Annotated in this window: 19 protein-coding genes; 10 read left to right on the plus strand and 9 right to left on the minus strand. The window is 70.5% G+C overall.

The genetic code is table 11. The features are described from left to right. Positions 1-30: 30 nt before the first annotated feature. Positions 31-1,674, minus strand: a complete 1,644-nt coding sequence (locus tag ACFV5H_RS03065) for a protein kinase (RefSeq protein ID WP_385192442.1) — start codon at positions 1,672-1,674, stop codon at positions 31-33. 348 nt (positions 1,675-2,022) lie between these two features. Here ACFV5H_RS03065 and ACFV5H_RS03070 point away from each other — a divergent pair, with 348 nt between their 5' ends. The 4 genes from ACFV5H_RS03070 (at position 2,023) to ACFV5H_RS03085 (ending at position 7,611) form a co-directional block, all read left to right on the plus strand. Beyond that, positions 2,023-3,660, plus strand: coding sequence for a protein kinase (locus ACFV5H_RS03070; protein ID WP_385192444.1), 1,638 nt, complete (start codon positions 2,023-2,025; stop codon positions 3,658-3,660). Positions 3,661-4,021: 361 nt separating this feature from the next. Beyond that, positions 4,022-5,224 carry a pyruvate dehydrogenase (acetyl-transferring) E1 component subunit alpha gene (gene pdhA, locus ACFV5H_RS03075; protein WP_385051102.1) on the plus strand — a complete coding sequence of 401 codons (1,203 nt, stop codon included), beginning with the start codon at positions 4,022-4,024 and terminating at the stop codon, positions 5,222-5,224. Position 5,225: 1 nt separating this feature from the next. Further along, the gene (locus tag ACFV5H_RS03080; RefSeq protein WP_385192447.1) at positions 5,226-6,203 is read left to right on the plus strand and encodes an alpha-ketoacid dehydrogenase subunit beta; all 978 of its coding nucleotides are present in this window, start codon (positions 5,226-5,228) and stop codon (positions 6,201-6,203) included. A 10-nt stretch (positions 6,204-6,213) separates the two neighbouring features. Beyond that, positions 6,214-7,611: a dihydrolipoamide acetyltransferase family protein gene (locus ACFV5H_RS03085; protein ID WP_385192449.1), complete on the plus strand. Its 1,398-nt coding sequence runs from the start codon at positions 6,214-6,216 to the stop codon at positions 7,609-7,611. 88 nt (positions 7,612-7,699) lie between these two features. On the opposite strand, the gene ACFV5H_RS03090 is transcribed toward ACFV5H_RS03085, so the two are convergent. Further along, positions 7,700-8,692 (minus strand): Bro-N domain-containing protein, encoded by a 993-nt coding sequence (locus ACFV5H_RS03090; RefSeq protein ID WP_385192451.1) that lies wholly within the window; start codon positions 8,690-8,692, stop codon positions 7,700-7,702. A gap of 321 nt (positions 8,693-9,013) precedes the next feature. Beyond that, the gene (locus tag ACFV5H_RS03095; RefSeq protein WP_385051094.1) at positions 9,014-9,913 is read right to left on the minus strand and encodes a D-alanyl-D-alanine carboxypeptidase family protein; all 900 of its coding nucleotides are present in this window, start codon (positions 9,911-9,913) and stop codon (positions 9,014-9,016) included. Positions 9,914-10,106: 193 nt separating this feature from the next. Here ACFV5H_RS03095 and ACFV5H_RS03100 point away from each other — a divergent pair, with 193 nt between their 5' ends. Both ACFV5H_RS03100 and ACFV5H_RS03105 read left to right on the plus strand, forming a co-directional pair. Continuing rightward, positions 10,107-10,763, plus strand: a complete 657-nt coding sequence (locus ACFV5H_RS03100; protein ID WP_385192453.1) for a GntR family transcriptional regulator — start codon at positions 10,107-10,109, stop codon at positions 10,761-10,763. Continuing rightward, the gene (locus ACFV5H_RS03105; protein ID WP_385192455.1) at positions 10,760-12,052 is read left to right on the plus strand and encodes a nitrate/nitrite transporter; all 1,293 of its coding nucleotides are present in this window, start codon (positions 10,760-10,762) and stop codon (positions 12,050-12,052) included. The genes ACFV5H_RS03100 and ACFV5H_RS03105 overlap by 4 nt, the downstream gene beginning before the upstream one ends. Before the next feature lie 174 nt (positions 12,053-12,226). Here the strand turns inward: ACFV5H_RS03105 and ACFV5H_RS03110 are convergent, their stop codons facing one another. After that, entirely contained in the window at positions 12,227-13,051 is an 825-nt protein-coding gene (locus ACFV5H_RS03110) for a maleylpyruvate isomerase family mycothiol-dependent enzyme (protein ID WP_385192458.1), read from the minus strand. Positions 13,052-13,234: 183 nt separating this feature from the next. Between ACFV5H_RS03110 and ACFV5H_RS03115 the strand changes: the two genes are divergently transcribed. Further along, a complete protein-coding gene (locus ACFV5H_RS03115; protein WP_385192461.1) occupies positions 13,235-14,038 on the plus strand; it encodes a carbon-nitrogen family hydrolase in 804 nt (267 codons plus the stop codon). Positions 14,039-14,091: 53 nt separating this feature from the next. Here the strand turns inward: ACFV5H_RS03115 and ACFV5H_RS03120 are convergent, their stop codons facing one another. From ACFV5H_RS03120 to ACFV5H_RS03140, 5 genes are all read right to left on the minus strand, one after another. Further along, positions 14,092-15,462, minus strand: coding sequence for a GDSL-type esterase/lipase family protein (locus tag ACFV5H_RS03120; protein ID WP_385192464.1), 1,371 nt, complete (start codon positions 15,460-15,462; stop codon positions 14,092-14,094). Between the two features lie 88 nt (positions 15,463-15,550). Continuing rightward, positions 15,551-16,045 carry an LURP-one-related/scramblase family protein gene (locus tag ACFV5H_RS03125; protein ID WP_385051082.1) on the minus strand — a complete coding sequence of 165 codons (495 nt, stop codon included), beginning with the start codon at positions 16,043-16,045 and terminating at the stop codon, positions 15,551-15,553. A gap of 127 nt (positions 16,046-16,172) precedes the next feature. Beyond that, positions 16,173-16,424, minus strand: coding sequence for a DUF6458 family protein (locus ACFV5H_RS03130; protein ID WP_085572917.1), 252 nt, complete (start codon positions 16,422-16,424; stop codon positions 16,173-16,175). Between the two features lie 81 nt (positions 16,425-16,505). Continuing rightward, complete coding sequence (locus ACFV5H_RS03135) at positions 16,506-17,804, minus strand: M18 family aminopeptidase (RefSeq protein ID WP_385051080.1); 1,299 nt, start codon at positions 17,802-17,804, stop codon at positions 16,506-16,508. 158 nt (positions 17,805-17,962) lie between these two features. Further along, positions 17,963-19,789 carry an acyl-CoA dehydrogenase gene (locus ACFV5H_RS03140; protein ID WP_385051077.1) on the minus strand — a complete coding sequence of 609 codons (1,827 nt, stop codon included), beginning with the start codon at positions 19,787-19,789 and terminating at the stop codon, positions 17,963-17,965. A gap of 164 nt (positions 19,790-19,953) precedes the next feature. Here ACFV5H_RS03140 and ACFV5H_RS03145 point away from each other — a divergent pair, with 164 nt between their 5' ends. The 3 genes from ACFV5H_RS03145 to ACFV5H_RS03155 all read left to right on the plus strand — a co-directional run bounded on the left by ACFV5H_RS03145 (position 19,954) and on the right by ACFV5H_RS03155 (position 22,363). After that, positions 19,954-20,418 (plus strand): SseB family protein, encoded by a 465-nt coding sequence (locus tag ACFV5H_RS03145; protein WP_030856883.1) that lies wholly within the window; start codon positions 19,954-19,956, stop codon positions 20,416-20,418. A gap of 140 nt (positions 20,419-20,558) precedes the next feature. Continuing rightward, positions 20,559-21,551: a pirin family protein gene (locus ACFV5H_RS03150; protein ID WP_385192467.1), complete on the plus strand. Its 993-nt coding sequence runs from the start codon at positions 20,559-20,561 to the stop codon at positions 21,549-21,551. Positions 21,552-21,643: 92 nt separating this feature from the next. After that, on the plus strand, positions 21,644-22,363 hold the full coding sequence (locus ACFV5H_RS03155; RefSeq protein WP_385052490.1) for a sulfurtransferase TusA family protein: 720 nt from the start codon (positions 21,644-21,646) through the stop codon (positions 22,361-22,363). The last annotated feature ends 7 nt before the right edge of the window (positions 22,364-22,370 follow it).

The following is a 22,370-nucleotide window of genomic DNA, read 5'->3' on the forward strand; positions in this document are numbered from 1 at the left end:
CCCCTTCGTCACGTCTTGTACGTCCCGGGGTCAGGACGGGGGGTTGCCCGTCGAGACCTTGAGGGTGATCTCGGGCATGTCCTCGGGGTCGACGTCCGTGCCCGCCGGCGGGAACTGCTCCCTGACGGAGCCCTCGCCGTAGGTGTTCTCGTCGACCTCGACGATCTTGAAGTCTCCCCAGCCGGCGGCCTGGAAGCACTCCTTCACCGACTGGATGTACTTGAACTTGAAGTCGGGGAGCTGGATCTTGTCGGGATCGTTGGTCGACTCGTACGGCTCCTCGCACTTCTCCTTGTCGATCGTCTTCTTCGTGTCCGGCCCGCGGTAGCCCTCCGCCTTGGTCGCCGACGCCGACGCCGAAGCGCTGCCACCCCCGCCGGCCTGCGGATCCTCGTCACCGCCGTTCATCATCAGCGCCGCGATCAGCCCGCCGACGGCGACGAGGGAGACGACGACCGCCCCGATGACCACCGGCTTGCTCCGGCCACCGCCCGAGCCGCCCGAGCCGGGCGTCTGGGGCGTGATGTTGTACGGCGACGGGGTCTGCGGCTGCGGCGCGTACGGCGACGGGGCGGGCGTCCGGTAGCCGCCCTGCTGCGGATAGCCGTACGCGGGCGACGGCGCGGACGGCGCCGGGGTGCCGTACGGGTGCGGCGCCGGCGCCGGCTGGTACGGCGTCTGCACGTTGCCCGTGGGTGCCTGTGGCGCCTGGCCGACCGGCGGGAACACCGCGGAACCGACGCCCGCGCCGCTCTGCGCCTGCGCGCCCGGCACGATGCTCGGCGGGGCCGGGTGGAAGGACTGCGCCACCCGCAGGCACTCCCCGCGCATGGACTCCGCGCTGGGGAAACGCTCGTTCGGATTCTTCTTCAGCGCGCGGGCGATCAGCGCGTCCACGGCCGGCGGCAGCGAACGGTTGATCGAGGACGCGACCGGCGGTTCCTCCTGCACATGCGCGTACGCGATGGCCAGCGGCGAGTCCGCCTCGAACGGCAGCCGTCCGGTGACGAGCTGGAACAGCATGATGCCGACCGAGTACAGGTCGGAGCGGGCGTCCACGCCCCGGCCGAGCGCCTGCTCGGGGGAGAGGTACTGCGGGGTGCCGACGACCATGCCGGTCTGCGTCATCGACGTCACGCCGGACTGCATGGCGCGGGCGATGCCGAAGTCCATGACCTTGACCACGCCGCGCTTGGTCATCATCACGTTGCCCGGCTTGATGTCGCGGTGGACCAGCCCCATCTCGTGGCTGATCTCCAGGGCCGCCAGCACGTCCGCGGTGATCTTCAGCGCCTTGTCGGCGGGCATCGCGCCCTGCTGCCGTACGTCCTCGTCGAGCACGGAGCCGAGCGGACGGCCCTCGACGTACTCCATGACGATGTACGGCGTCGTCATGCCGTCCACGTCGTCCTCGCCCGTGTCGAAGACCGAGACGATGTTGGTGTGCGTGAGCTTCGCCACGGACTGGGCCTCGCGGCGGAAGCGCTCACGGAAGGCCTGCTCCCGGCCGAGTTCCGTGTGCAACGTCTTGATGGCGACCTGGCGGTCGAGCACGCTGTCGTAGGCGAGGTGGACCGAGGCCATGCCGCCCTGGCCGAGCAGGTCCCGCAGTTGGTAACGTCCGCCGGCGAGCGCCCGCCCCGCGTTGTGGCCCTGTGCGCCGTCCTGGCTCATGTTCCGCGTCCCCCGTAGCCTCTCCGGCGCCGCCGTCCCGGTGGCCGATCCGTCGTAGATCCAATGCGCTATTCCCGGCCAAGTCTGCCCCAGGCCACTGACACGTCAAGCGCGGTGCCCGTTCCGTGACCGTACGCGAAGGAAGCGTCGCGGAAGCGTTACAGCGGTCGTACTACCGGTACACGGAATTTGCACGACAGTACGGAGTACGGGTTTCATGGCCGGTCCGTCTCGTGCCGGTCCTGGAGGCCCGTCCCGGACCGGGGGCACACGCCGAGGCTGTAGCGTGGCCGACGAAGACCGTAACAACACCGCGCGCACCGCGGGCAGAAACGACGGCGAGGACTGATGGCACAGCAGCAGCGCGCTCAGGGCCCGTCCGACCCCGAGGCGACTGGCGGCGGCATCTCGGACGCGCCGGACAACTGGGGCAACGGCGGACTCGTCGGCGACGGCCGGTACCGGCTGACCCACAGGCTCGGCCGGGGCGGCATGGCCGAGGTGTTCGCCGCCGAGGACGTACGTCTCGGCCGCACGGTCGCCGTCAAGCTGCTGCGCGCCGACCTCGCCGAGGACCCCGTCTCCAAGGCGCGCTTCACGCGCGAGGCGCAGTCGGTGGCCGGTCTCAACCACCACTCCATCGTCGCCGTGTACGACTCCGGCGAGGACGTCGTCGGCGGCCAGTCGGTGCCGTACATCGTGATGGAGATCGTCGAGGGCCGCACCATCCGCGACCTGCTGATGAACGCCGAGGCCCCGGGCCCCGAACAGGCGCTGATCATCGTCTCCGGTGTCCTGGAGGCGCTCGCCTACTCGCACCAGCACGGCATCGTGCACCGCGACATCAAGCCGGCCAACGTCATCATCACCCACAACGGTGCCGTGAAGGTGATGGACTTCGGCATCGCCCGCGCGCTGCACGGCGCGTCCACGACGATGACCCAGACCGGCATGGTCATGGGCACCCCCCAGTACCTCTCCCCGGAGCAGGCGCTCGGCAAGGCCGTCGACTACCGGTCCGACCTGTACGCCACCGGCTGCCTGCTGTACGAACTGCTGGCGCTGCGGCCCCCCTTCACGGGCGAGACGCCGCTGTCGGTGGTCTACCAGCACGTCCAGGACATCCCCACGCCCCCGTCGGAGGCCTCGGACGCCTGCCCGCCGGAGCTGGACGGCATGGTCATGCGCGCCCTCGCCAAGGAGCCCGACGACCGTTTCCAGACGGCCGAGGAGATGCGCGGGCTGATCCAGTACGCGCTGCAGATGCTCTACGAGCAGGGCGGCCACACCGGCACCTGGAACACCGGCCCGGTGGAGATGCACGAGGGCCCGCGCACCCCGGCGGCCGGCTTCGCGGGCACGACCGCGATGCCGCACCCGGACGCCGCCGGTACGGCGGCGATCCCGCAGCCGATCCTGCCCGCCGGGTACGGCGGCGGGTACGGCAGTGACGACGGCGGCTTCGAGGGACACGGCAACAAGGGCAGCGGCCGCGGCAAGCTGTGGGTCCTCGCGGTGCTCGCGGTGATCGCCGTCGCGGCGGGAGTGGCGCTGGCGCTGCAGAACGGCGGTGGCGGCGGGGGCGGGGGCAAGACCGACACGTCGCCGTCCGTGACGCAGAGCACCGGCGACGAGAAGTCCAGCGAGAGCCCGAGCGACGAGGCGACCGAGGAGACGACCGACCCGGGCACGGAGACCGAGACCGACCCGGGCACGGGGTCCGGCGGGAACTGGGACCAGTCGTACACGCCGTCCCAGGAGCCGACGTACACGGAGACGCAGGACCCGACGAGCGAGGCGCCGAGCACCCCGCCGACGTCCGCGCAGCCGACCCAGTCGGGCGGCACCGGGGACGGTGGCACCGGGGACGGCGGCACGGACGCGGGCACCGGGGACGGCGGCACGGACGCGGGCACCGAGAACGGCGGCACGGACGCGGGCAGCGAGAACGCCGGCACGGGCAGCATCGAGGGTGTGACCGGCTGACCCCGGCCGCACCCCCGCTCACCCCGCGCGGCGTACCACTTCCGGTCGCGAAACTCGACCCTTCCCGTGCCCGGGGTGGCCGGGATAACGTGCCGTTGCTCCGGCCTCCTGCGAGGCTGTGACCAGCGCGCCTTCGACACCTTCTCCGATTTACTTGGAAATCCAAGCAAAATCGCAGGTCAGAGGGGTTTCACAGAGATGTGGAGCACTGGGTAACGTGCCTCTTGCAGGGCGCTCGCCGGGGCACCTGTCACGCCTGTTCCCGGCCGAGTGGCACCCACCCCGTGCCCGGTGGTCGAGAACAGGTGAGCCGCACTGGCCTACCGGCAACCCCGGGGGCCGGACCGACGGAGGAGCACACGTGACCGTGGAGAGCACTGCCGCGCGCACATCGCGACGCAGCGCCGGAACGAAGGCCGGCACCACCGGCACCAAGCGCACCACCAGCACCAAGAAGGCCACCGGCGCCGGGAAGAGCGCCGAGCCCGCCCTCGTCCAGTTGCTGACGCCCGAGGGCAAGCGCGTCAAGAACGCCGAGTTCGACAAGTACGTCGCCGACATCACCGCCGACGACCTGCGCGGCCTCTACCGCGACATGGTGCTCACCCGACGCTTCGACGCCGAGGCCACCTCCCTGCAGCGCCAGGGCGAGCTGGGCCTGTGGGCCTCGCTGCTCGGGCAGGAGGCGGCACAGATCGGCTCCGGCCGGGCGCTGCGCGACGACGACTACGTCTTCCCCACCTACCGCGAGCACGGCGTCGCCTGGTGCCGCGGGGTGGACCCGACCAACCTGCTCGGCATGTTCCGCGGCGTGAACAACGGCGGCTGGGACCCGAACGGCAACAACTTCCACCTGTACACGATCGTCATCGGCTCGCAGGCCCTGCACGCCACGGGCTACGCGATGGGCATCACCAAGGACGGCGCGGACAGCGCGGTCATCGCCTACTTCGGCGACGGCGCGTCCAGCCAGGGCGACGTGGCCGAGGCCTTCACCTTCTCCGCGGTCTACAACGCCCCGGTGGTGTTCTTCTGCCAGAACAACCAGTGGGCGATCTCCGAGCCGACCGAGAAGCAGTCCCGCGTGCCGCTGTACCAGCGCGCCCAGGGCTTCGGCTTCCCGGGCGTCCGCGTGGACGGCAACGACGTGCTGGCGAACCTGGCCGTCACCAAGTGGGCCCTGGAGCGGGCCCGCGCGGGTGAGGGGCCGACGCTGGTCGAGGCGTTCACGTACCGCATGGGCGCGCACACCACCTCCGACGACCCGACCCGCTACCGGGGCGACGAGGAGCGCCTGGCCTGGGAGGCCAAGGACCCGATCCTGCGTCTTCGCCGCTATCTGGAGTCCGCAAACCACGCGGACGAGGGATTCTTCGCGGAACTGGAGACCGAGAGCGAGGCGTTGGGCAAACGAGTGCGCGAAGCGGTCCGTGCCATGCCGGACCCGGACCACTTCGCCATCTTCGAGAACGTGTACGCGGACGGACACGCGCTCGTGGACGAGGAGCGTGCGCAGTTCGCGGCGTACCAGGCGTCGTTCGCGGACGCGGACGGGGGTAAGTGACATGACGGACAAGATGGCCCTGGCCAAGGCGATCAACGAGTCGCTGCGGCACGCCCTGGACGCGGACCCGAAGGTCGTCGTCATGGGCGAGGACGTCGGCAAGCTCGGCGGCGTGTTCCGGGTGACGGACGGCCTGCAGAAGGACTTCGGCGAGAGCCGCGTCATCGACACCCCGCTCGCCGAGTCGGGCATCGTCGGTACGGCGATCGGCCTGGCCCTGCGCGGCTACCGCCCGGTGGTGGAGATCCAGTTCGACGGCTTCGTCTTCCCGGCGTACGACCAGATCGTCACGCAGCTCGCGAAGATGCACGCCCGCTCGCTGGGCAAGGTCAAGATGCCCGTCGTCGTGCGCATCCCCTACGGCGGCGGCATCGGCGCCGTGGAGCACCACTCGGAGTCCCCGGAGTCGCTGTTCGCGCACGTGGCGGGCCTGAAGGTGGTCTCCCCGTCGAATGCGTCGGACGCGTACTGGATGATGCAGCAGGCCATCCAGAGCGACGACCCGGTGATCTTCTTCGAGCCCAAGCGGCGCTACTGGGACAAGGGCGAGGTCGACACCGAGGCGATCCCGGGCCCGCTGCACACCGCGCGCGTGGTGCGCGAGGGCACGGACCTCACCCTCGCGGCGTACGGCCCGATGGTGAAGCTCTGCCGGGAGGTCGCGGACGCGGCGGCCGAGGAGGGCCGCTCCCTGGAGGTGCTGGACCTGCGCTCGGTCTCCCCGATCGACTTCGACTCCGTCCAGGCGTCGGTGGAGAAGACCCGCCGCCTGGTCGTCGTCCACGAGGCACCGGTGTTCTTCGGTTCCGGCGCGGAGATCGCCGCGCGGATCACGGAGCGCTGCTTCTACCACCTGGAGGCCCCGGTGCTGCGGGTGGGCGGCTACCACGCCCCGTACCCGCCGGCCCGCCTGGAGGAGTCCTACCTCCCGGACCTGGACCGGGTGCTCGACGCCGTCGACCGCTCGCTGGCGTACTGAGGAGAGGGTCGTGACGACGATGACGAACGCGTCCGTACGCGAGTTCAAGATGCCGGACGTGGGCGAGGGCCTCACCGAGGCCGAGATCCTCAAGTGGTACGTCCAGCCCGGTGACACGGTCACCGACGGCCAGGTGGTCTGCGAGGTCGAGACGGCGAAGGCGGCCGTCGAACTGCCCATCCCCTACGACGGTGTGGTCCGCGAGCTGCACTTCCCCGAGGGCACCACGGTGGACGTGGGCACGTCCATCATCGCGGTGGACGTCGCGGGCGGCGCGGCACCGGTGGAGGAGGAGGCACCTGCACCTGCCCCCGCCGAGGAGCCCGAGGAGCAGCCGGCGGCCCGCCAGCCGGTCCTGGTCGGCTACGGCGTGGCGACGTCCTCGACGCGCCGCCGCCCCCGCAAGCAGGCGGCCCCGGACACCGCCGCCCAGCAGGCGGTGGCAGCGGTCCAGCACGAGCTGAACGGCCACGTCGCCCCGGCGGCCCCCGCCGCGGGGGCTTCGCGCCCGCTGGCGAAGCCGCCGGTGCGCAAGCTGGCGAAGGACCTGGGCGTCGACCTGACGACGGTCACCCCGACCGGCCCGGACGGCGTCATCACCCGCGAGGACGTCCACGCGGCGGTGGCGCCTCCGGCTCCGCAGGAGACCGCCCCGGCCGCCGCCGTACCGGTTGCCGCCCCCGCGGCCCCGGTGTCGTACGACACCGCCCGCGAGACCCGCATCCCCGTCAAGGGGGTCCGCAAGGCCACGGCGGCGGCGATGGTCGGCTCGGCGTTCACGGCGCCGCACGTCACGGAGTTCGTGACGGTGGACGTGACGCGGACGATGAAGCTGGTCGAGGAGCTCAAGCAGGACAAGGAGTTCACGGGCCTGCGCGTGAACCCCCTGCTGCTGATCGCCAAGGCCCTGCTGGTCGCGATCAAGCGCAACCCCGACGTCAACGCGTCGTGGGACGAGGCGGCCCAGGAGATCGTGGTCAAGCACTACGTCAACCTGGGCATCGCGGCGGCCACCCCGCGCGGTCTGATCGTGCCGAACATCAAGGACGCCCACGCCAAGACGCTGCCGCAACTGGCCGAGTCCCTGGGTGAACTGGTGTCCACGGCCCGCGAGGGCAAGACCTCGCCGACGGCGATGCAGGCCGGCACGGTCACGATCACCAACGTCGGCGTCTTCGGCGTCGACACGGGCACGCCGATCCTCAACCCGGGCGAGTCCGCGATCCTCGCGGTGGGCGCGATCAAGCCCCAACCATGGGTCCACAAGGGCAAGGTGAAGCCCCGCCAGGTCACCACCCTGGCGCTCTCCTTCGACCACCGCCTGGTCGACGGCGAACTGGGCTCCAAGGTCCTGGCGGACGTGGCGGCGATCCTGGAGCAGCCGAAGCGGTTGATCAGCTGGGCATGAGGGCTGTGAACCACTAGGTTCATGAGACAGGAGGGGCGCCGCAACTTCGGATTGCGACGCCCCTCCTGCTGTGCCGGTCCGCTCGGACCTACGGGAGCACGTACACCGGAGCGGCGTCCTCCGCCCCACCCCGCGAGCGGATACAGGCGTGCTTGCGCAGCAGCCTCAGACACTCGTTGACGCGCCGCACGGAAAGCCCCGTACGGGCGGCGATCGACTCCAGCGGCTCGCGCAGCTCACCCTGCTCGACGAGCACCGGCGCGATCACCACGGCCACCGCCCACACGTCCTCCGTCACGGACAGCCGATGCCGCCAGTCGGCAAGGACGGACTCGGTGGTGAGCCGCGTGGTGAGGCGTCCGAAGGGTGCCCGGCGCTCGAGGACAAGGGTGTAGAACCGGTCCGCGATGCGTTCCAGCGCCCGCACCATGGCCTGCTGCACGGCGAGCGTGGCCTGTTGGACAGTGAGCGTGGCCTGTTGCGTGGCCAGCATCTCCTTCTGTATGGCCACCGTCTCCTTCTGCAAAGCGATCGATTCGCGTTGCCCGTCGGCCAGCTCCTCGTCCAGCCGAAGGTTGTGCGCCTCCAGCCGGACGATGGCCTCGGCGACCTGCTCCGGCATGGCGTAGGCGATGGGGGCGCCGGGGTCGGCGGGCTGCACCTCGGCCTCGTCGAGAGAGTAGGAACCCTCGCGCTGGACGGTCTCGATGACCTCGGCGACCCACTGCTTGAAGGGGGCGCAGGACGATTTGGTGCAGGCGTTGACGAGCAGGATGAGGCCTTGCAGAGAGATGACTTGCAAGTCTCGACGCCACTCCCTACCTGCGGGAATGCTGAGACCGTAAGCTCTGCTTACGGTCTCGATACACTCTCGGTGCTCGTCGGGGACATGGTCTGCGAGCGCCTTCCGGGAATTCTTGTGGCCGAGTTCCTTGCACACGTCCACCGCCGGGAACCAGTGAGACCCGTCCGGCATGGTCAGCCTCCGGACCCGGGCGCCGGTGGCCGCGTACACGAAGTCGCTGACGTCGATCGCCTCGTGCCGTTCGGCAGAATGCGGTCGCTTGATGGGTTCGTTCATATGAACCACCTCCGCTGCGGAACGTAGAGCGCAAAGGAGGGCATATGCCAGCCAGTTCGATGATGTTCACGACTGCGAGCGAAAGTGAACGAAACCACTGCGGCGGCTCATGGCGACGTGTATGGCGGATGCCCGAGGCGACGGCGAGGTCGTCGGCGCGGTGACATTTCTCGGCACCGCTTTCCACCTGCGTAAACGCTGAGACCGTAACCTCCAGTTACGGTCTCGGACATCTCTCGTCGCCCAGTGCCGAGGGCAGTGCGAGGCACGCGAAAGGGGCCCACGCGTAACTGCTGTGGGCCCCTTTCCGGTTCAGCGGTGTCAGATCTTGCCGAAGCCGTAGCCCAGGAGCTTCTTCGCGTCCTTCTCGCGCTGGGCGGACGACGACGAGGCGAGGACCGTGCCGATGACCGTCTTGCCGTTGCGGGTCGCGGCGAAGACCAGGCAGTACTTGGACACCGAGCCGGAGCCGGTCTTCACGCCGATCGTGCCGCTGTAGCTGCTGAGCAGCGAGTTCGTGTTGGTCCACGGCGCCATCGTGCGGGTGCTGCCCGTCTTGGTCTTCGTCTTCGCCGTGTACTTCTTCGTCTTCACGATCGAACGGAACGTGGAGCTCTTCATCGCGCTGCTCGCGATCTTCGTCAGATCGCGCGGCGTCGAGTAGTTGCTGCCGTTCCCGATGCCGTCGAAGGAGTCGAAGTGGGTGTTCTTCAGGCCCAGCTTCTTCGCCTCGGAGTTCATCTTGCCGATGAACGACTTCACGCGGGCCGCACGCGTCGTGCCCGAGCCGAACTTGTCCGCGAGCGCGTACGCCGCGTCGCAGCCGGACGGCAGCATCAGCCCGTACAGCAGCTGGCGCACGGTGACCTTGTCACCGACGATCAGCCGTGCGGACGAGGCGTTCTTCGACACGATGTAGTCGCTGTACGCCTTCTGGATCGTGACCTTGGTGTCGAGGTTCAGGTTCTTCTGCGCCAGCACCACCTTCGCGGTCATGATCTTCGTCGTCGAGCCGGTCGAACGACGCGTGTCGGCCGCCTTCGTGTACAGCGACTTGCCGTTCGCGTTGTTCATCACGAAGCCGCCCTTGGCGACGATGGACGGCGCGGCGGCGGCCTGCGCGGGCGCGGCGTAGAGGGCCCCGGAGGCGAGCAGGGCGCCGGTGGTCACGGCGACGCCGGCGGCTCTGCGGACACGGAAGCCCTGAATGTCGATCTTCAAGTCGAATACCCCGATTGCCTGGAATGGCCGTACCCTGCGGCCAAGTTGAGACGCGGCCCATAAAGGGGCCGCGTCTTTCTGACTCGCGGTGCGTGCGGATGGTTGTGCGCGAACCGGGGTCACTTCGGACTTCTTCGAGTCCGCATCGTGGATGGATTCTTCCATGCGTGCGTGTTGTATCTATCCTGTCCGCATGACCAGCATGGCCCCCGTGAAGCAACCCCCCGCCGCCGACCGCGTCTACACCCACGTCAAGCAGGGCGTCCTGGACCGCCGCTACGAGGGCGGGACACTGCTCACCGAAGGCGAGCTGGCCGAGGCCGTGGGGGTCTCGCGGACCCCCGTGCGCGAGGCACTGCTGCGGCTGCAGGGCGAAGGGCTGCTCAAGCTCTACCCGAAGAAGGGCGCCCTCGTCCTGCCCGTCTCCGCGCAGGAGATCGCCGACGTCGTCGAGACCCGGCTGCTCGTCGAGGAGCACGCCGCCCGGAAGGCCGTACCCGCGCCGCCCGGACTCATCGAGCGGCTGGAGGAGCTGCTCGCCCGGCAGAAGGAGCAGGCCGCGGCCGGTGACTTCGCCGCGGCCTCCGTCACCGACCGGTGTTTCCACGCCGAGATCGTCCGCAGCGGCGGCAACGAGATCCTCTCCCGCCTCTACGACCAGCTCCGCGACCGCCAGCTCCGGATGGGCGTCGCCGTGATGCACTCCCACCCGGACCGGATCGCCAAGACCCTCGCCGAGCACGGGGAGATCCTTCAGGCGCTGCGCTCCGGCGACGCGGAGGCGGCCGTCGAGGTCGTCCACCGGCACGTCGGCCGGCTCTCCCACCTGGCCAGGGGCGAGGTGCGATGAGCGGCACGCTGCCCGGGGATCCTCCCGGCGGACGGCGCGCCCTCGCCGTGTGGGGGATCGGCGTCTCGGTCTACTTCGTCGCCGTCATCTTCCGTACGTCGCTGGGTGTGGCCGGTCTCGACGCCGCCGATCGCTTCGACGTGGGCGCCTCCGCCCTGTCCACCTTCTCCATCCTCCAGCTGCTGGTCTACGCGGGCATGCAGATACCCGTCGGGCTGCTGGTCGACCGGCTCGGCACCAAGAAGGTGCTGGGCATCGGCGTGGTGCTGTTCACGGCCGGGCAGCTCGGCTTCGCGTTCTCACCCTCGTACGGCATGGCGCTCGCCTCGCGGGCACTGCTCGGCTGTGGTGACGCGATGACGTTCATCAGCGTGCTGCGGCTGGGCACCCGGTGGTTCCCGGCCCGGCGCGGGCCGCTGATCGCGCAGATGGCGGGGCTGGCCGGCATGGCGGGCAACCTCGTCTCCACGCTGGTCCTGGCGCGGCTGCTGCACGGCATCGGCTGGACGGCGGCGTTCGCGGGGAGCGCGGTGGCCGGTGTCGTGGTGTTCGTGCTGCTCCTGTTCTTCCTCAAGGACCACCCCGAGGAGCACGAACCGGAGCCGGTGCCGCACCAGGGGGCTGCTTATGTACGCCGTCAGATCGCCGCCTCCTGGCGGGAGCCGGGGACGCGGCTGGGGCTGTGGGTGCACTTCACGACCCAGTTCCCGGCGATGGTGTTCCTGCTGCTGTGGGGGATGCCGTTCCTGGTGGAGGCGCAGGGGCTGTCGCGGGCGGTCGCCGGTGAGCTGCTGACTCTCGTCGTGCTGTCCAACATGGTCTTCGGGCTCGTCTACGGCCAGGTCATCGCCCGGCATCACGGGGCGCGGCTGCCGCTGGCGCTGGGGACGGTGGGGGCGACGGCGGCGCTGTGGGCCGCGACCCTGGTCTGTCCGGCGGACACGGCGCCGATGTGGCTGCTGGTGGTGCTGTGCGTGGTGCTGGGGGCCTGTGGGCCGGCGTCGATGATCGGGTTCGACTTCGCGCGGCCGGCGAATCCGGCCGAGCGGCAGGGGACGGCGTCGGGGATCACGAACATGGGGGGGTTCGTGGCCTCCATGACGACGCTGTTCGCGGTCGGGGTGCTGCTGGACGCGACGGGGGACGACTATGCCGTCGCCTTCTCGTCCGTGTTCGTGCTGCAGGTTCTGGGTGTCACCCAGATCCTGCGGTTGCGGAGGCGGGCGGTGCGCAGGGAGCGGGAGCGGTTGGTGGCGAGCCGGGTGAGCTCGGTGCACGTGCCTGTGTGACGGCACCCGGTGTCGCTGCTGGGCGGGGGTGGGCCGCGCGGCCGGCGCTTGCCGGGTGCCTCCCCCAGTGCCTGAACGGCCTGGGAGGTGCCCCCATCGCCCACCCTCCCCCACTCTCGGCTTCGCTCGAGCGGGGGATCCCCATCGCCCCTGCGGCACGATTGCCCGCGACCATCACGGGGTGACCGCGAAGTGCCTCAGGATCGCCGCCGCCAGGTCCAGGTCGCCCTCCGTCTTCACCCTGTCCGTCACCGCTTCCGCCGTCACGCGGCCGCAGGCCAGGCGGACGTAGGTCTCCCAGTCGAGGACGAGGGTGGCGGCCGGGCCGAGGGCCGGGGCCGTCTCCAGGGTGCCCCGGCCCTGGATGTCGACGCGGATGGTGCGCAGGAACTCCACGGGACCGTGGACGTCGAGGACCACGGCCGAGCTGCGCGGCGCCTGCGCCAGCTCGGCGACCACGCGCGGCAGCTCGGCGAGCAGCACGTCACGGGCGATGTGCGCGCCGGGGGAGTCGAGGTTGCCGGGGCGGCCGAGGGCCGTGCGCAGGTCCTGCTCGTGCGCCCACACGTCGAAGGCGTGCCGGCGCATCGACTCCTCCAGCGTCAGCTCCGTACCCAGCGGGCCGCGCACCTTGGCGCCGGGCTCGCGGTTCTCGTTCCGCAGCTGGCGGTTGCGGCGGATGATCGAGAGCTCCAGCTCGGAGGTCATCTCGGGCGCCGTGTGGTGGCGGCGCACGTCGACCTGCATCTCCATGTACCGCTGGTGGTCGTTGGTGACGTGGAACAGGTCGCGCGGCAGCGTGTGGATGGGGCGGGGGTCGCCGTACATCTCGGAGTCCAGACCGATGACGTGCGAGACGACGTCGCGGACCGACCAGCCCGGGCACGGCGTCCGCCGGTTCCAGTCGGCCTCCGGGAGCGGCTGCACCAGCTCGGATATCGCCTCGATGGAGTGGGTCCAGGCGTCGGCGTAGGGCTGGAGGGTGGGATGCAGACTCACGGAAACGGGACCCCTCGGCGGTCGGTACACGGGCAGGTTGTGGCGGCGGTGCCAGTGGGCGGTGGCTGCACTCGGCGGGTGTCTCGGGACGCTAAGTTACGCTGCTGTGAGGCACCCCGGCAGTGCTTTCGTGTGACGATCGTAGGCCCGTGTGCGCGGGTCGAATGCCAGGACGGTGGTAGTGTGCGCGCTTCCTTGCTCCAAGTCGCCGTGAACGAGGACGAATCGGTCGAATCGCGTCGGCTCCGGGTCGCCGGGATGGTACGGGATCAGGCCGGGGCCGATCTCGTCGTGCTGCCGGAGCTGTGGACCACGGGCGCGTTCGCGTACGAGGAGTTCGGCAGTGAGGCGGAACCGCTCGAAGGGCCGACCTCCGAGGCGATGGCCAAGGCCGCGAGCGACGCGGGCGTGTGGCTGCACGCGGGCTCGATCCCCGAGCGTGCCCCTGACGGCACCCTCTACAACACCTCGCTCGTCTTCTCCCCCTCCGGTGAGCCGGCCGCCTCCTACCGCAAGATCCACCGCTTCGGCTTCGACAAGGGCGAGGCCGTGCTGATGGGGGCGGGCGACGCACTTGTGACGGTCCGTCTGCCGCACACCGTCGTCGGTGTGGCGACCTGCTACGACCTCCGTTTCCCCGAACTCTTCCGCGGTCTCGTCGACGCCGGTGCCGAGACCCTCGTCGTCCCGGCGGGCTGGCCGGAACGCCGCCGGTCCCACTGGACGCTGCTGGCCAAGGCACGGGCGGTGGAGAACCAGTCGTTCGTCCTCGCGTGTGGAACGGCCGGGACGCACGCGGGAGTTCCACAGGCGGGTCACTCGATCGTGGTGGATCCGTGGGGCGAGGTCCTGGCGGAGGCGGGCCCCGGCGAGCAGATCCTCACGGTCGACTTCGACCCCACCACGGTGGCGGGCACCCGCGAACGCTTCCCGGCCCTCAAGGACCGCGTCCTGGGCCTGGCCGCTCCCCGGCACACCACCGGGTAGACCGCCCCGCCGCGGGAAGCACGGGGTGGGGCGGCCGCCCGGAGACGTGCCGGTCAGCGCCGGGCCGAGGACAGCAGCATGCGCAGCGGGACGGCCTTCGCCTCGGCCTCGTGGCCCGCCTTGTTGACGTGGATCCCGTCGCCGACGTCGTACGCCCCGTTGATGCTGTTGGGGCTCACCGGGTCCAAGATGGCGTGGTCGAAGTCGACGACGCCGTCGCACTCGCCGCCGCAGTCGCCCTGGTCGCCCACGTACGCGCCGATGTCCCAGCGGTAGCGGTTCATCCGGTCGGTGTAGATCGGGCGCGGGGTGCTCGGCACGACGTACACCTCGATGCCCGCCTCGTGGAGCCGTGCGAAGACGTCCTTGTAGCTGCTGATGATCTGGTCCGACGTGCACTTGTTCTGCAGGTCGTTGGTGCCGTAGAAGTAGATCACCCCGGTCACGCCGTGCAGTGCCAGGACGTCGCGCCGCAGGCGCGGTCCGGCTTCGAGTCCGGCGACCGACGCGGGAGCGTCCGGGCAGCCGGCCGCGCTGTGGGTGCCGTTGATGCCGGCGTTGGCCACGGCGAGCTGCCGGTGCGCGGGCAGTTCCGCGGTGATGCGGCGGGCGAGGACGTCCGTCCAGCGGCTGTTGTTGCCGTTCCCGTCGCACCCGGGGCCGCAGTCGGTGCTGCCCGCGCCGTCCACCACGGAGCTTCCGTACGCGACGATCGTGCCGCGCAGCCGCGGGTTGCGTACGTCCACCGCGCTCACCAGGTAGGTGGACCCCACCGTCCTCGTGTACGCCGCCGCGTCCGTGTCGGCGACGTGGTCACCGCTGCCGGGCTCGGTGAGGTAGTTGTCGCGGTACGCCGCGCCGTGCTCGCCGGGGCGCACGCTGCCGGGCACGTGGAGACTCACCGCGAGGTCGCTCTGCGGTGCCGTCGTGAGGGCGACCGGATCGCTCCACACGTCGCCGCCGGCCGGCACCGTGACGGACGTACGGCCGTGGAAGGTGAGGGGCCGGGTGGTGCCGGCGCGGACCGCGGCGCTCCTCCCGTCGTCGCTCAGGGCGACCGTGCCGCGCCCGATCCTCAGCGGCTCGGTGCCGAACTCGTTCTGGACACGCACCCGTACGGCGTTCCCGCCCTGGCTCAGGCGGGCGATCGACCGCACCGACTGGTCGTTCAGGGTGGTCTGCGCGAGCCGTTGCTGGGAGCCCGCCCAGACGGTGTGCCAGCCGGAGGGTGCTGGAGCGCTGCTCGCCCGGGACGGGCCGGAGGGCGCCACCGGCACGGCCGGTGCCGCGCCGACCAGCGTCGAGAGCAACGCCGTCACGGCCATCAGCACCGCCGTCCGTGCGCCGCCGCGCCCACCCGTTCCCGCTCCGCGTCCGCCGCGTGTTCCACCGGTCGTCATCCGTCCGCCCTTCCGTCGTGTCATCGCGCAGTCATCTGCGATGGATGCCCGGAAGGAGGGCCCGCTGCACCACGGCAGCACCGGTGGCCCACCGGCCCCTGCCTTTTCCCCGCTACCCCTCCCGCTCCTTCTCCGCCAGGTTGATCACGCACACCGCCACCGCGATCAGCAGCGCCGGGTCCGCGTCCTCGCGCACGACGTCGACGGCGTAGGTGTCCCGTACGCTCAGCAGCCGCCGGGAGATCACGGCGAGCAGTTCGCCGTCGTACTCGACGGCGAACTCCCGGTCGAGGATCCGGCCGCTGACGTCCAGTTCGGTGCCGCCGTCCGCCAGGGCCACCCGGTAGTGGTTGCGCAGCAGCGACAGCCGCTTGCGCCGGACCGTCGCCAGCGGCTCCCCGCCGCGCTCGATCACCATCGTGTCGCGCAGGGCGAACATCTTCTGGCGGATGTCGATGAGGACGCGCCCCTCGGTGTCCTTCAGCTCGAAGGTGTCCCGCAGCCGCATCGCCTTGCCGTCGACGAGGAAGACCTGGTTCCCCCGGTCGTCCTCGATCCAGTAGTCGTCCCCGATCCCGAGGATCCGGTCCCGCACAAGGAATCTCATGCCGCCAGCCCTTCCCCGCGCCCGGTTCCGGGACGCGGACACTAGCCCGACGGGCTGACCCCTCCGGGCACGACGAGGGCGCGGGAGAGACGTTCTCCCGCGCCCTTCGGTGGTTCCTGTCGGCCGGTCAGACCCCGTACCCGTCGCTGTAGCCGTCGCGGGTGCGGGGGCGGGTGGTGTCGTCCACGACCGGGGTGGTGGGGGGTACCACGACCCGCCTGCGCCGGGCGATGCTGCTGAACGTCGCGACGCCGATCAGACCGACGATCATGAAGATGACGCCGACCAGGTCAAGGTTGACACCCTGCATGTCCCAGTCGGTCGCGAACGTGAGGATTGCTCCCACGGCGATGAGGATGATGCATCCGCCGAGGCCCATGAGTGTCGCCTCCCTGTCCGGTGTTTCCGGTGCGGACCGGGTACCCGGGCGGGCGTCACCCATGCGCCGCGGGGCGGTCGACTAGCCGTCGAGGAACGCGACGAGGGCGTTCGCGAGCAGGAACGGGTCCTGCGCGCCGCACAGTTCGCGGGCGCTGTGCATCGACAGGATGGCCACGCCGATGTCGACGGTCCTGATGCCGTGCCGGGCGGCGGTGATCGGGCCGATGGTGGTGCCGCACGGCATCGCGTTGTTGGAGACGAAGGACTGGAACGGGACGTCCGCCTTCTCGCAGGCCGCCGCGAAGACCGCCCGTCCGGAACCGTCCGTGGCGTAGCGGTTGTTGACGTTGACCTTGAGGATGGGGCCGCCGTCGACGCGCGGGTGGTGCGTCGGGTCGTGCCGCTCCGCGTAGTTGGGGTGGACGGCGTGGCCGGTGTCGGAGGAGAGGCAGACGGTGCCGGCGAAGGCGCGGGCCCGGTCCTCGTACGATCCTCCGCGCGCGAACACCGAACGCTCCAGGACACCGCCGAGCAGCGGGCCGTCCGCGCCGGTGTCGGACTGGGAGCCGTTCTCCTCGTGGTCGAAGGCGGCGAGGACGGGGATGTAGGAGAGGCCGGAACCCTTGGCGGCCACGGCGGCGAGCGCGGCCGTGCCGGCGTGCACGGAGAGCAGGTTGTCCATGCGCGGGCCGGCCACCAGCTCGTGGTCGCGGCCCAGGTAGGCGGGTGCTTCGACGGAGTGCACCATCAGGTCCCAGCCGGTGACCTCGCCGGACGGGAGCCCCGCGGTCTCCTCCAGGAAGGCGATCAGGTCGCCGTCGCGCACGTCGTCGCCCAGGCCCCACACCGGCTGCATGTGCCGCTGCTTGTCGAGCTTGAGGCCGTCGGCGTTGACGGAGCGGTCCAGGTGGATGGCGAGCTGGGGGACCCGCAGCAGGGGGCGGTCGACGTTGACCAGCCGGGTGGAGCCGTCACGCAGGGAGAGCCGGCCGGCCAGGCCCAGGTCGCGGTCGAGCCAGGAGTTGAGCAGCGGCCCGCCGTAGATCTCCACGGCGACCTGGCGCCAGCCGTGCGCCCCGCTGTCGGGCCGGGGCTTGACGCGCAGGTTGGGGGAGTCGGTGTGGGCGCCGACGATCCGGAAGGGGGTGTGCGCGCCTGCGCCCTCGGGGACGTACCAGGCGATGATCGCACCGCCGCGCAGCACGTACCTGCCGCCTGCCGACCCGTCCCAGGCGTCCGTCTCCGCGACCTGCCGGAAGCCCGCCTTCTCCAGCCGCTCGGCGGCGTTCGCCACGGCGTGGTACGGCGTGGGGCTCGCCGCCAGGAAGGACATCAGGTCGTCGGTGTGGCCGCGATCGAAGCGGGGGGGTTCGCTCATGGGTTCACCTTAACGAGCGGGAGGGCCCGCTTCCCTGTGCGGGAGCGGGCCCTCGGGCGGGGTCCGGCCGGATCTCGTGGGGTCTGTCCGGGGAGGTCCCGGGAGGCCCGGAGGAGGTCCGGGAGATCCGGAGGAGGTCCGGGAGGTCCCGGAAGGGGTCAGAACGCCGCCTCGTCCAGCTCCATCAGGTCCAGCTCGACGCCCGCGGCGACCTTGCGGGCCAGGGTGACGCCGGGCAGGACGTTGGCCGCGAAGAACTTCGCCGCGGCGATCTTGCCGGTGTAGAAGGCGACGTCCTTGGCGGAGGCCGTCGGGAGCTTCTCGGCGGCGATCGCGGCACCGCGCAGGAGCAGGTAACCGACGATCACGTCACCGGACGCCATCAGCAGACGGGTGGTGTTCAGGCCCACCTTGTAGATGTTCTTGACGTCCTGCTCGGTGGCCGCGAGGTCGGTGAGCATCAGGCCGACGATGGCCTCCAGCTCGACGGCCGCCTTGGCCAGGTGCTCGCGGGCCGCGCCGAGCTCCTCGCCGCCCTCGCCGAGCGCCAGGAACTTCTTGATGTCCTCGGCCAGCGAGTTCAGCGCCGCGCCCTGGTTGCGGACGATCTTCCGGAAGAAGAAGTCCTGGCCCTGGATCGCGGTGGTGCCCTCGTACAGGGTGTCGATCTTGGAGTCCCGGATGTACTGCTCGATCGGGTACTCCTGGAGGAAGCCGGAGCCGCCGAAGGTCTGCAGCGACTGGGCGAGCTGCTCGTAGCCCTTCTCGGAGCCGTAGCCCTTGACGATCGGCAGGAGCAGGTCGTTGAGGGCGTGCTCGGTCTTCGTGTCCTCGCCCGCCGCCTCCTTCACCGCGATCGCGTCCTGCACCGACGCCGTGTACAGCACCAGCGCGCGCATGCCCTCCGCGTACGCCTTCTGCGTCATCAGCGAGCGGCGCACGTCGGGGTGGTGGGTGATGGTGACCTTGGGCGCGGACTTGTCCATGAAGTTGGCCAGGTCCGGACCCTGGACGCGCTCCTTGGCGTACTCCAGCGCGTTGAGGTAGCCCGTCGACAGCGTGGAGATCGCCTTCGTGCCGACCATCATGCGGGCGAACTCGATGATGCGGAACATCTGGCGGATGCCGTCGTGCTTGTCGCCGATCAGCCAGCCCTTGGCGGGGTGGCGGTCGCCGAAGGTCATCTCGCAGGTGTTGGAGGCCTTCAGGCCCATCTTGTGCTCGACGTTGGTGGCGTAGGCGCCGTTGCGCTCGCCCAGCTCGCCGGTCTCGAAGTCGAAGAGGTACTTCGGGACGAGGAAGAGGGACAGGCCCTTGGTGCCGGGTCCGGCGCCCTCGGGACGCGCGAGCACGTAGTGGAGGATGTTCTCCGACATGTCGTGCTCACCGGAGGTGATGAACCGCTTCACGCCCTCGATGTGCCAGGAGCCGTCCTCCTGCCGCACGGCCTTGGTGCGGCCCGCGCCCACGTCCGAGCCGGCGTCCGGCTCGGTGAGGACCATGGTGGAGCCCCACTGCTTCTCGACGGCGATCCGGGCGATCTTCTTCTGCGTCTCGTTGCCCTCGTCGTGCAGGATCCCGGCGAAGGCCGGGCCGGAGGAGTACATCCACACGGCCGGGTTGGCGCCCAGGATCAGCTCCGCGTACGCCCAGATCAGCGACGGGGGAGCCGTGGTGCCGCCGACGCCCTCGGGCAGGCCCAGGCGCCAGTACTCGGAGTCCATGAAGGCCTGGTAGCTCTTCTTGAAGGACGCCGGGACCGGCGCGGTGTTGGTCTCGGGGTCGAAGACCGGCGGGTTGCGGTCGGCGTCCGTGAAGGACTCCGCGAGCTCGTTCTCCGCGAGCCGGGTCAGCTCCTCCAGGATGCTCTTCGCGGTGTCGACGTCCATCTCGTCGAACGGACCCGTGCCGTACAGCTTGTCGCGTCCGAGCACCTCGAAGAGGTTGAACTCGATGTCGCGGAGATTCGACTTGTAGTGCCCCATGGCGACGGCTCCCGTTGGAGAGGTATCGGCGAGGCACTGACTCCTCGCGACTGATTCACGTACCGGCAAGTAGTTCCGATGATGCTACCCGTCGGTAATAAGAAGCAACCCCGATCCGGACATCTGTGACCCAGCCCTCCCGCCGGATCAGTAGTCTGTGCGGCATGTACGGCTACGACCAGAGCGCAGGGGCACAGCAGGGTTACGTCCCGCCGCAGCAGCAGATGCAGGGCGGGTACGGGCAGCAGGCGCCGCTGTATCCGGAGCCGTCCGCGCCCTCGCTCGCCGACGCGGTGCGCGCGTTCACCACCGGGCAGATGGCGGCCGAGGACTTCCAGCAGGTCTTCGCCACCTCCAAGGTCTACTGCCCGCGCGGCGACAACCCCGGATTCCTCGCCCTGCACAACACCCAGCAGCCGGTGATCCCGATGTTCACCTCGCTGAAGGAGCTGCGGCGGTACGCGGGCAAGGAGTCCAAGTACTTCGTGATCACCGGCGCCGAGGTGATCGACCTGCTGCCCACGGGGTACGGCTTCGTGCTCGACATGGAGGGCGAGCACCGGATGGTGTTCGACGCGAAGGCCGTGGAGCAGATGGTCGAGTTCGCGATGCGCCGCATGTACGGCTGAGGCCGTCGCCGCGCGGACGGCCGGCGCACGCCACTCCTGAAGCACCGGGCCCGGAGGGAATGTCCTCCGGGCTCTCTTCGTTCGGGGTGGCAGGAAGTTCAATGCTCAACTAAAATGGGTGTACCCGAGGAGGTACCGACATGCCTGCAGTGACCGTCGAGAACCCGTTGACGCTGCCCCGTGTGACCGCGCCCGCCGACGCCGTGGCACGCCCCGTGCTCACCGTCACGACCGCGCCGAGCGGTTTCGAGGGCGAGGGCTTCCCGGTGCGCCGGGCGTTCGCCGGGATCAACTACCGCCATCTCGACCCGTTCATCATGATGGACCAGATGGGTGAGGTGGAGTACGCGCCCGGGGAGCCGAAGGGCACCCCCTGGCACCCGCACCGCGGCTTCGAGACCGTCACCTACATCATCGACGGGATCTTCGACCACCAGGACTCCCACGGCGGTGGCGGCACCATCACCAACGGCGACACCCAGTGGATGACGGCGGGTTCCGGCCTGCTGCACATCGAGGCGCCGCCGGAGCAGCTCGTCATGTCCGGCGGGCTCTTCCACGGGCTCCAGCTGTGGGTGAACCTCCCCGCCAAGGACAAGATGATGGCGCCGCGCTACCAGGACATCCGGGGCGGCTCCGTCCAGCTCCTCACCTCCCCCGACGGCGGCGCGCTGCTGCGCGTCATCGCCGGTGAGCTGGACGGCCACGAGGGCCCGGGCGTCACGCACACGCCGATCACGATGGTGCACGCGACGCTGGCGCCGGGCGCGGAGATCACCCTGCCCTGGCGCGAGGACTTCAACGGTCTCGCGTACGTCATGGCGGGCAAGGGCGCGGTCGGTGCCGAGCGCCGCCCGGTCCACGTCGGCCAGACGGCCGTCTTCGGCGCGGGTTCCTCGCTGACCGTCCGCGCGGACGAGAAGCAGGACTCCCGCACCCCGGACCTGGAGGTCGTCCTGCTCGGCGGCCGGCCCATCCGGGAGCCGATGGCCCACTACGGCCCGTTCGTGATGAACACCCGCGACGAGCTCCAGCAGGCCTTCGAGGACTTCCAGAAGGGCCGGCTCGGCACGGTCCCGGCGGTGCACGGCATGTCGGAGGGCGGACCTGCGGTCGGCAACGACGACGCCTGAAGACTGCCCGCGTCCGGCAGTGATCCCGGCCGCGTACGGACATGATCATGTCCGTACGCGGCCGGGATCGCCGAGGAGAGGGCGGGGTACCGATGGGTGAGCGCCGGGTACGGAAGATGCTGCGGCAGATGGAGAGCGGGGAGCCCGTACGGGTCACCAGCGCCATGCCGACCACGACGAAGCTCGCCCGGCTGGCCGCCATGGCCCAGAAGTTCGGGTACGCGTACGCGGACGTACGCCGGGGCGGCGGGCCGAAGGGCGACCAGTACCTGATCGTGATCGTGCCCGATCCCGGCCCCGAGGCCCGCGAGCGGGCCGCGCGCAACCGGGCGCGCTATCCGGGGGCCGCCCACGGCGGCGAGCTGCCGCGCCTCGCGCCCGAGGAGGTCGAGCTCCTCAAGGCCCGCATCACGTTCGACATCAGCACGATGTACACCGACAAGCAGATGGTCCTGCTCGCCGGCATCGCGGCCGTCCCGCTGGCCCTGCCGTTCGGCCTCCTGCTCGGCTCGGGTGCCACGGCCGTCGTCCTCACCGCCGTCTTCTGGGCGGCGCTGATGGCCCTCCTGCCGGTCGGGTTCGCCGTCAACCGACGGTTCAGGGAGAAGTACGCCGCTCGTCTGCGGGACGCAGGGTTCACACCGGTGACCGACCCGGCGGGCCGGCTGCGCCACCTGCCGCAGGACGGCCGGCTCCCCGGGCACGGCAACCCGTTCCACGCCGGAGCGCCCGTGCCGCCGCCCGCGGCTCCGCCCCCGCCCGCCGGACAGCGCCGCGCGGATTCGCGTGAACACCGGCGGACCGGGCGGTGAGGACGCC

Origin of the sequence: Streptomyces sp. NPDC059787 (assembly GCF_042732315.1) — a bacterium.
Lineage (GTDB): Bacteria > Actinomycetota > Actinomycetes > Streptomycetales > Streptomycetaceae > Streptomyces > Streptomyces atrovirens.

What these genes read in the sequence shown, in the direction of transcription:
- ACFV5H_RS03065 (WP_385192442.1), bottom strand. Translation starts at nt 1,674, where the DNA reads ATGAGCCAGGACGGCGCACAGGGCCACAACGCGGGGCGGGCGCTCGCC.
- ACFV5H_RS03070 (WP_385192444.1), top strand. Translation starts at nt 2,023, where the DNA reads ATGGCACAGCAGCAGCGCGCTCAGGGCCCGTCCGACCCCGAGGCGACT.
- ACFV5H_RS03080 (WP_385192447.1), top strand. Translation starts at nt 5,226, where the DNA reads ATGACGGACAAGATGGCCCTGGCCAAGGCGATCAACGAGTCGCTGCGG.
- ACFV5H_RS03090 (WP_385192451.1), bottom strand. Translation starts at nt 8,692, where the DNA reads ATGAACGAACCCATCAAGCGACCGCATTCTGCCGAACGGCACGAGGCG.
- ACFV5H_RS03100 (WP_385192453.1), top strand. Translation starts at nt 10,107, where the DNA reads ATGACCAGCATGGCCCCCGTGAAGCAACCCCCCGCCGCCGACCGCGTC.
- ACFV5H_RS03105 (WP_385192455.1), top strand. Translation starts at nt 10,760, where the DNA reads ATGAGCGGCACGCTGCCCGGGGATCCTCCCGGCGGACGGCGCGCCCTC.
- ACFV5H_RS03120 (WP_385192464.1), bottom strand. Translation starts at nt 15,462, where the DNA reads ATGACACGACGGAAGGGCGGACGGATGACGACCGGTGGAACACGCGGC.
- ACFV5H_RS03125 (WP_385051082.1), bottom strand. Translation starts at nt 16,045, where the DNA reads ATGAGATTCCTTGTGCGGGACCGGATCCTCGGGATCGGGGACGACTAC.
- ACFV5H_RS03130 (WP_085572917.1), bottom strand. Translation starts at nt 16,424, where the DNA reads ATGGGCCTCGGCGGATGCATCATCCTCATCGCCGTGGGAGCAATCCTC.
- ACFV5H_RS03135 (WP_385051080.1), bottom strand. Translation starts at nt 17,804, where the DNA reads ATGAGCGAACCCCCCCGCTTCGATCGCGGCCACACCGACGACCTGATG.
- ACFV5H_RS03140 (WP_385051077.1), bottom strand. Translation starts at nt 19,789, where the DNA reads ATGGGGCACTACAAGTCGAATCTCCGCGACATCGAGTTCAACCTCTTC.
- ACFV5H_RS03145 (WP_030856883.1), top strand. Translation starts at nt 19,954, where the DNA reads ATGTACGGCTACGACCAGAGCGCAGGGGCACAGCAGGGTTACGTCCCG.
- ACFV5H_RS03150 (WP_385192467.1), top strand. Translation starts at nt 20,559, where the DNA reads ATGCCTGCAGTGACCGTCGAGAACCCGTTGACGCTGCCCCGTGTGACC.
- ACFV5H_RS03155 (WP_385052490.1), top strand. Translation starts at nt 21,644, where the DNA reads ATGGGTGAGCGCCGGGTACGGAAGATGCTGCGGCAGATGGAGAGCGGG.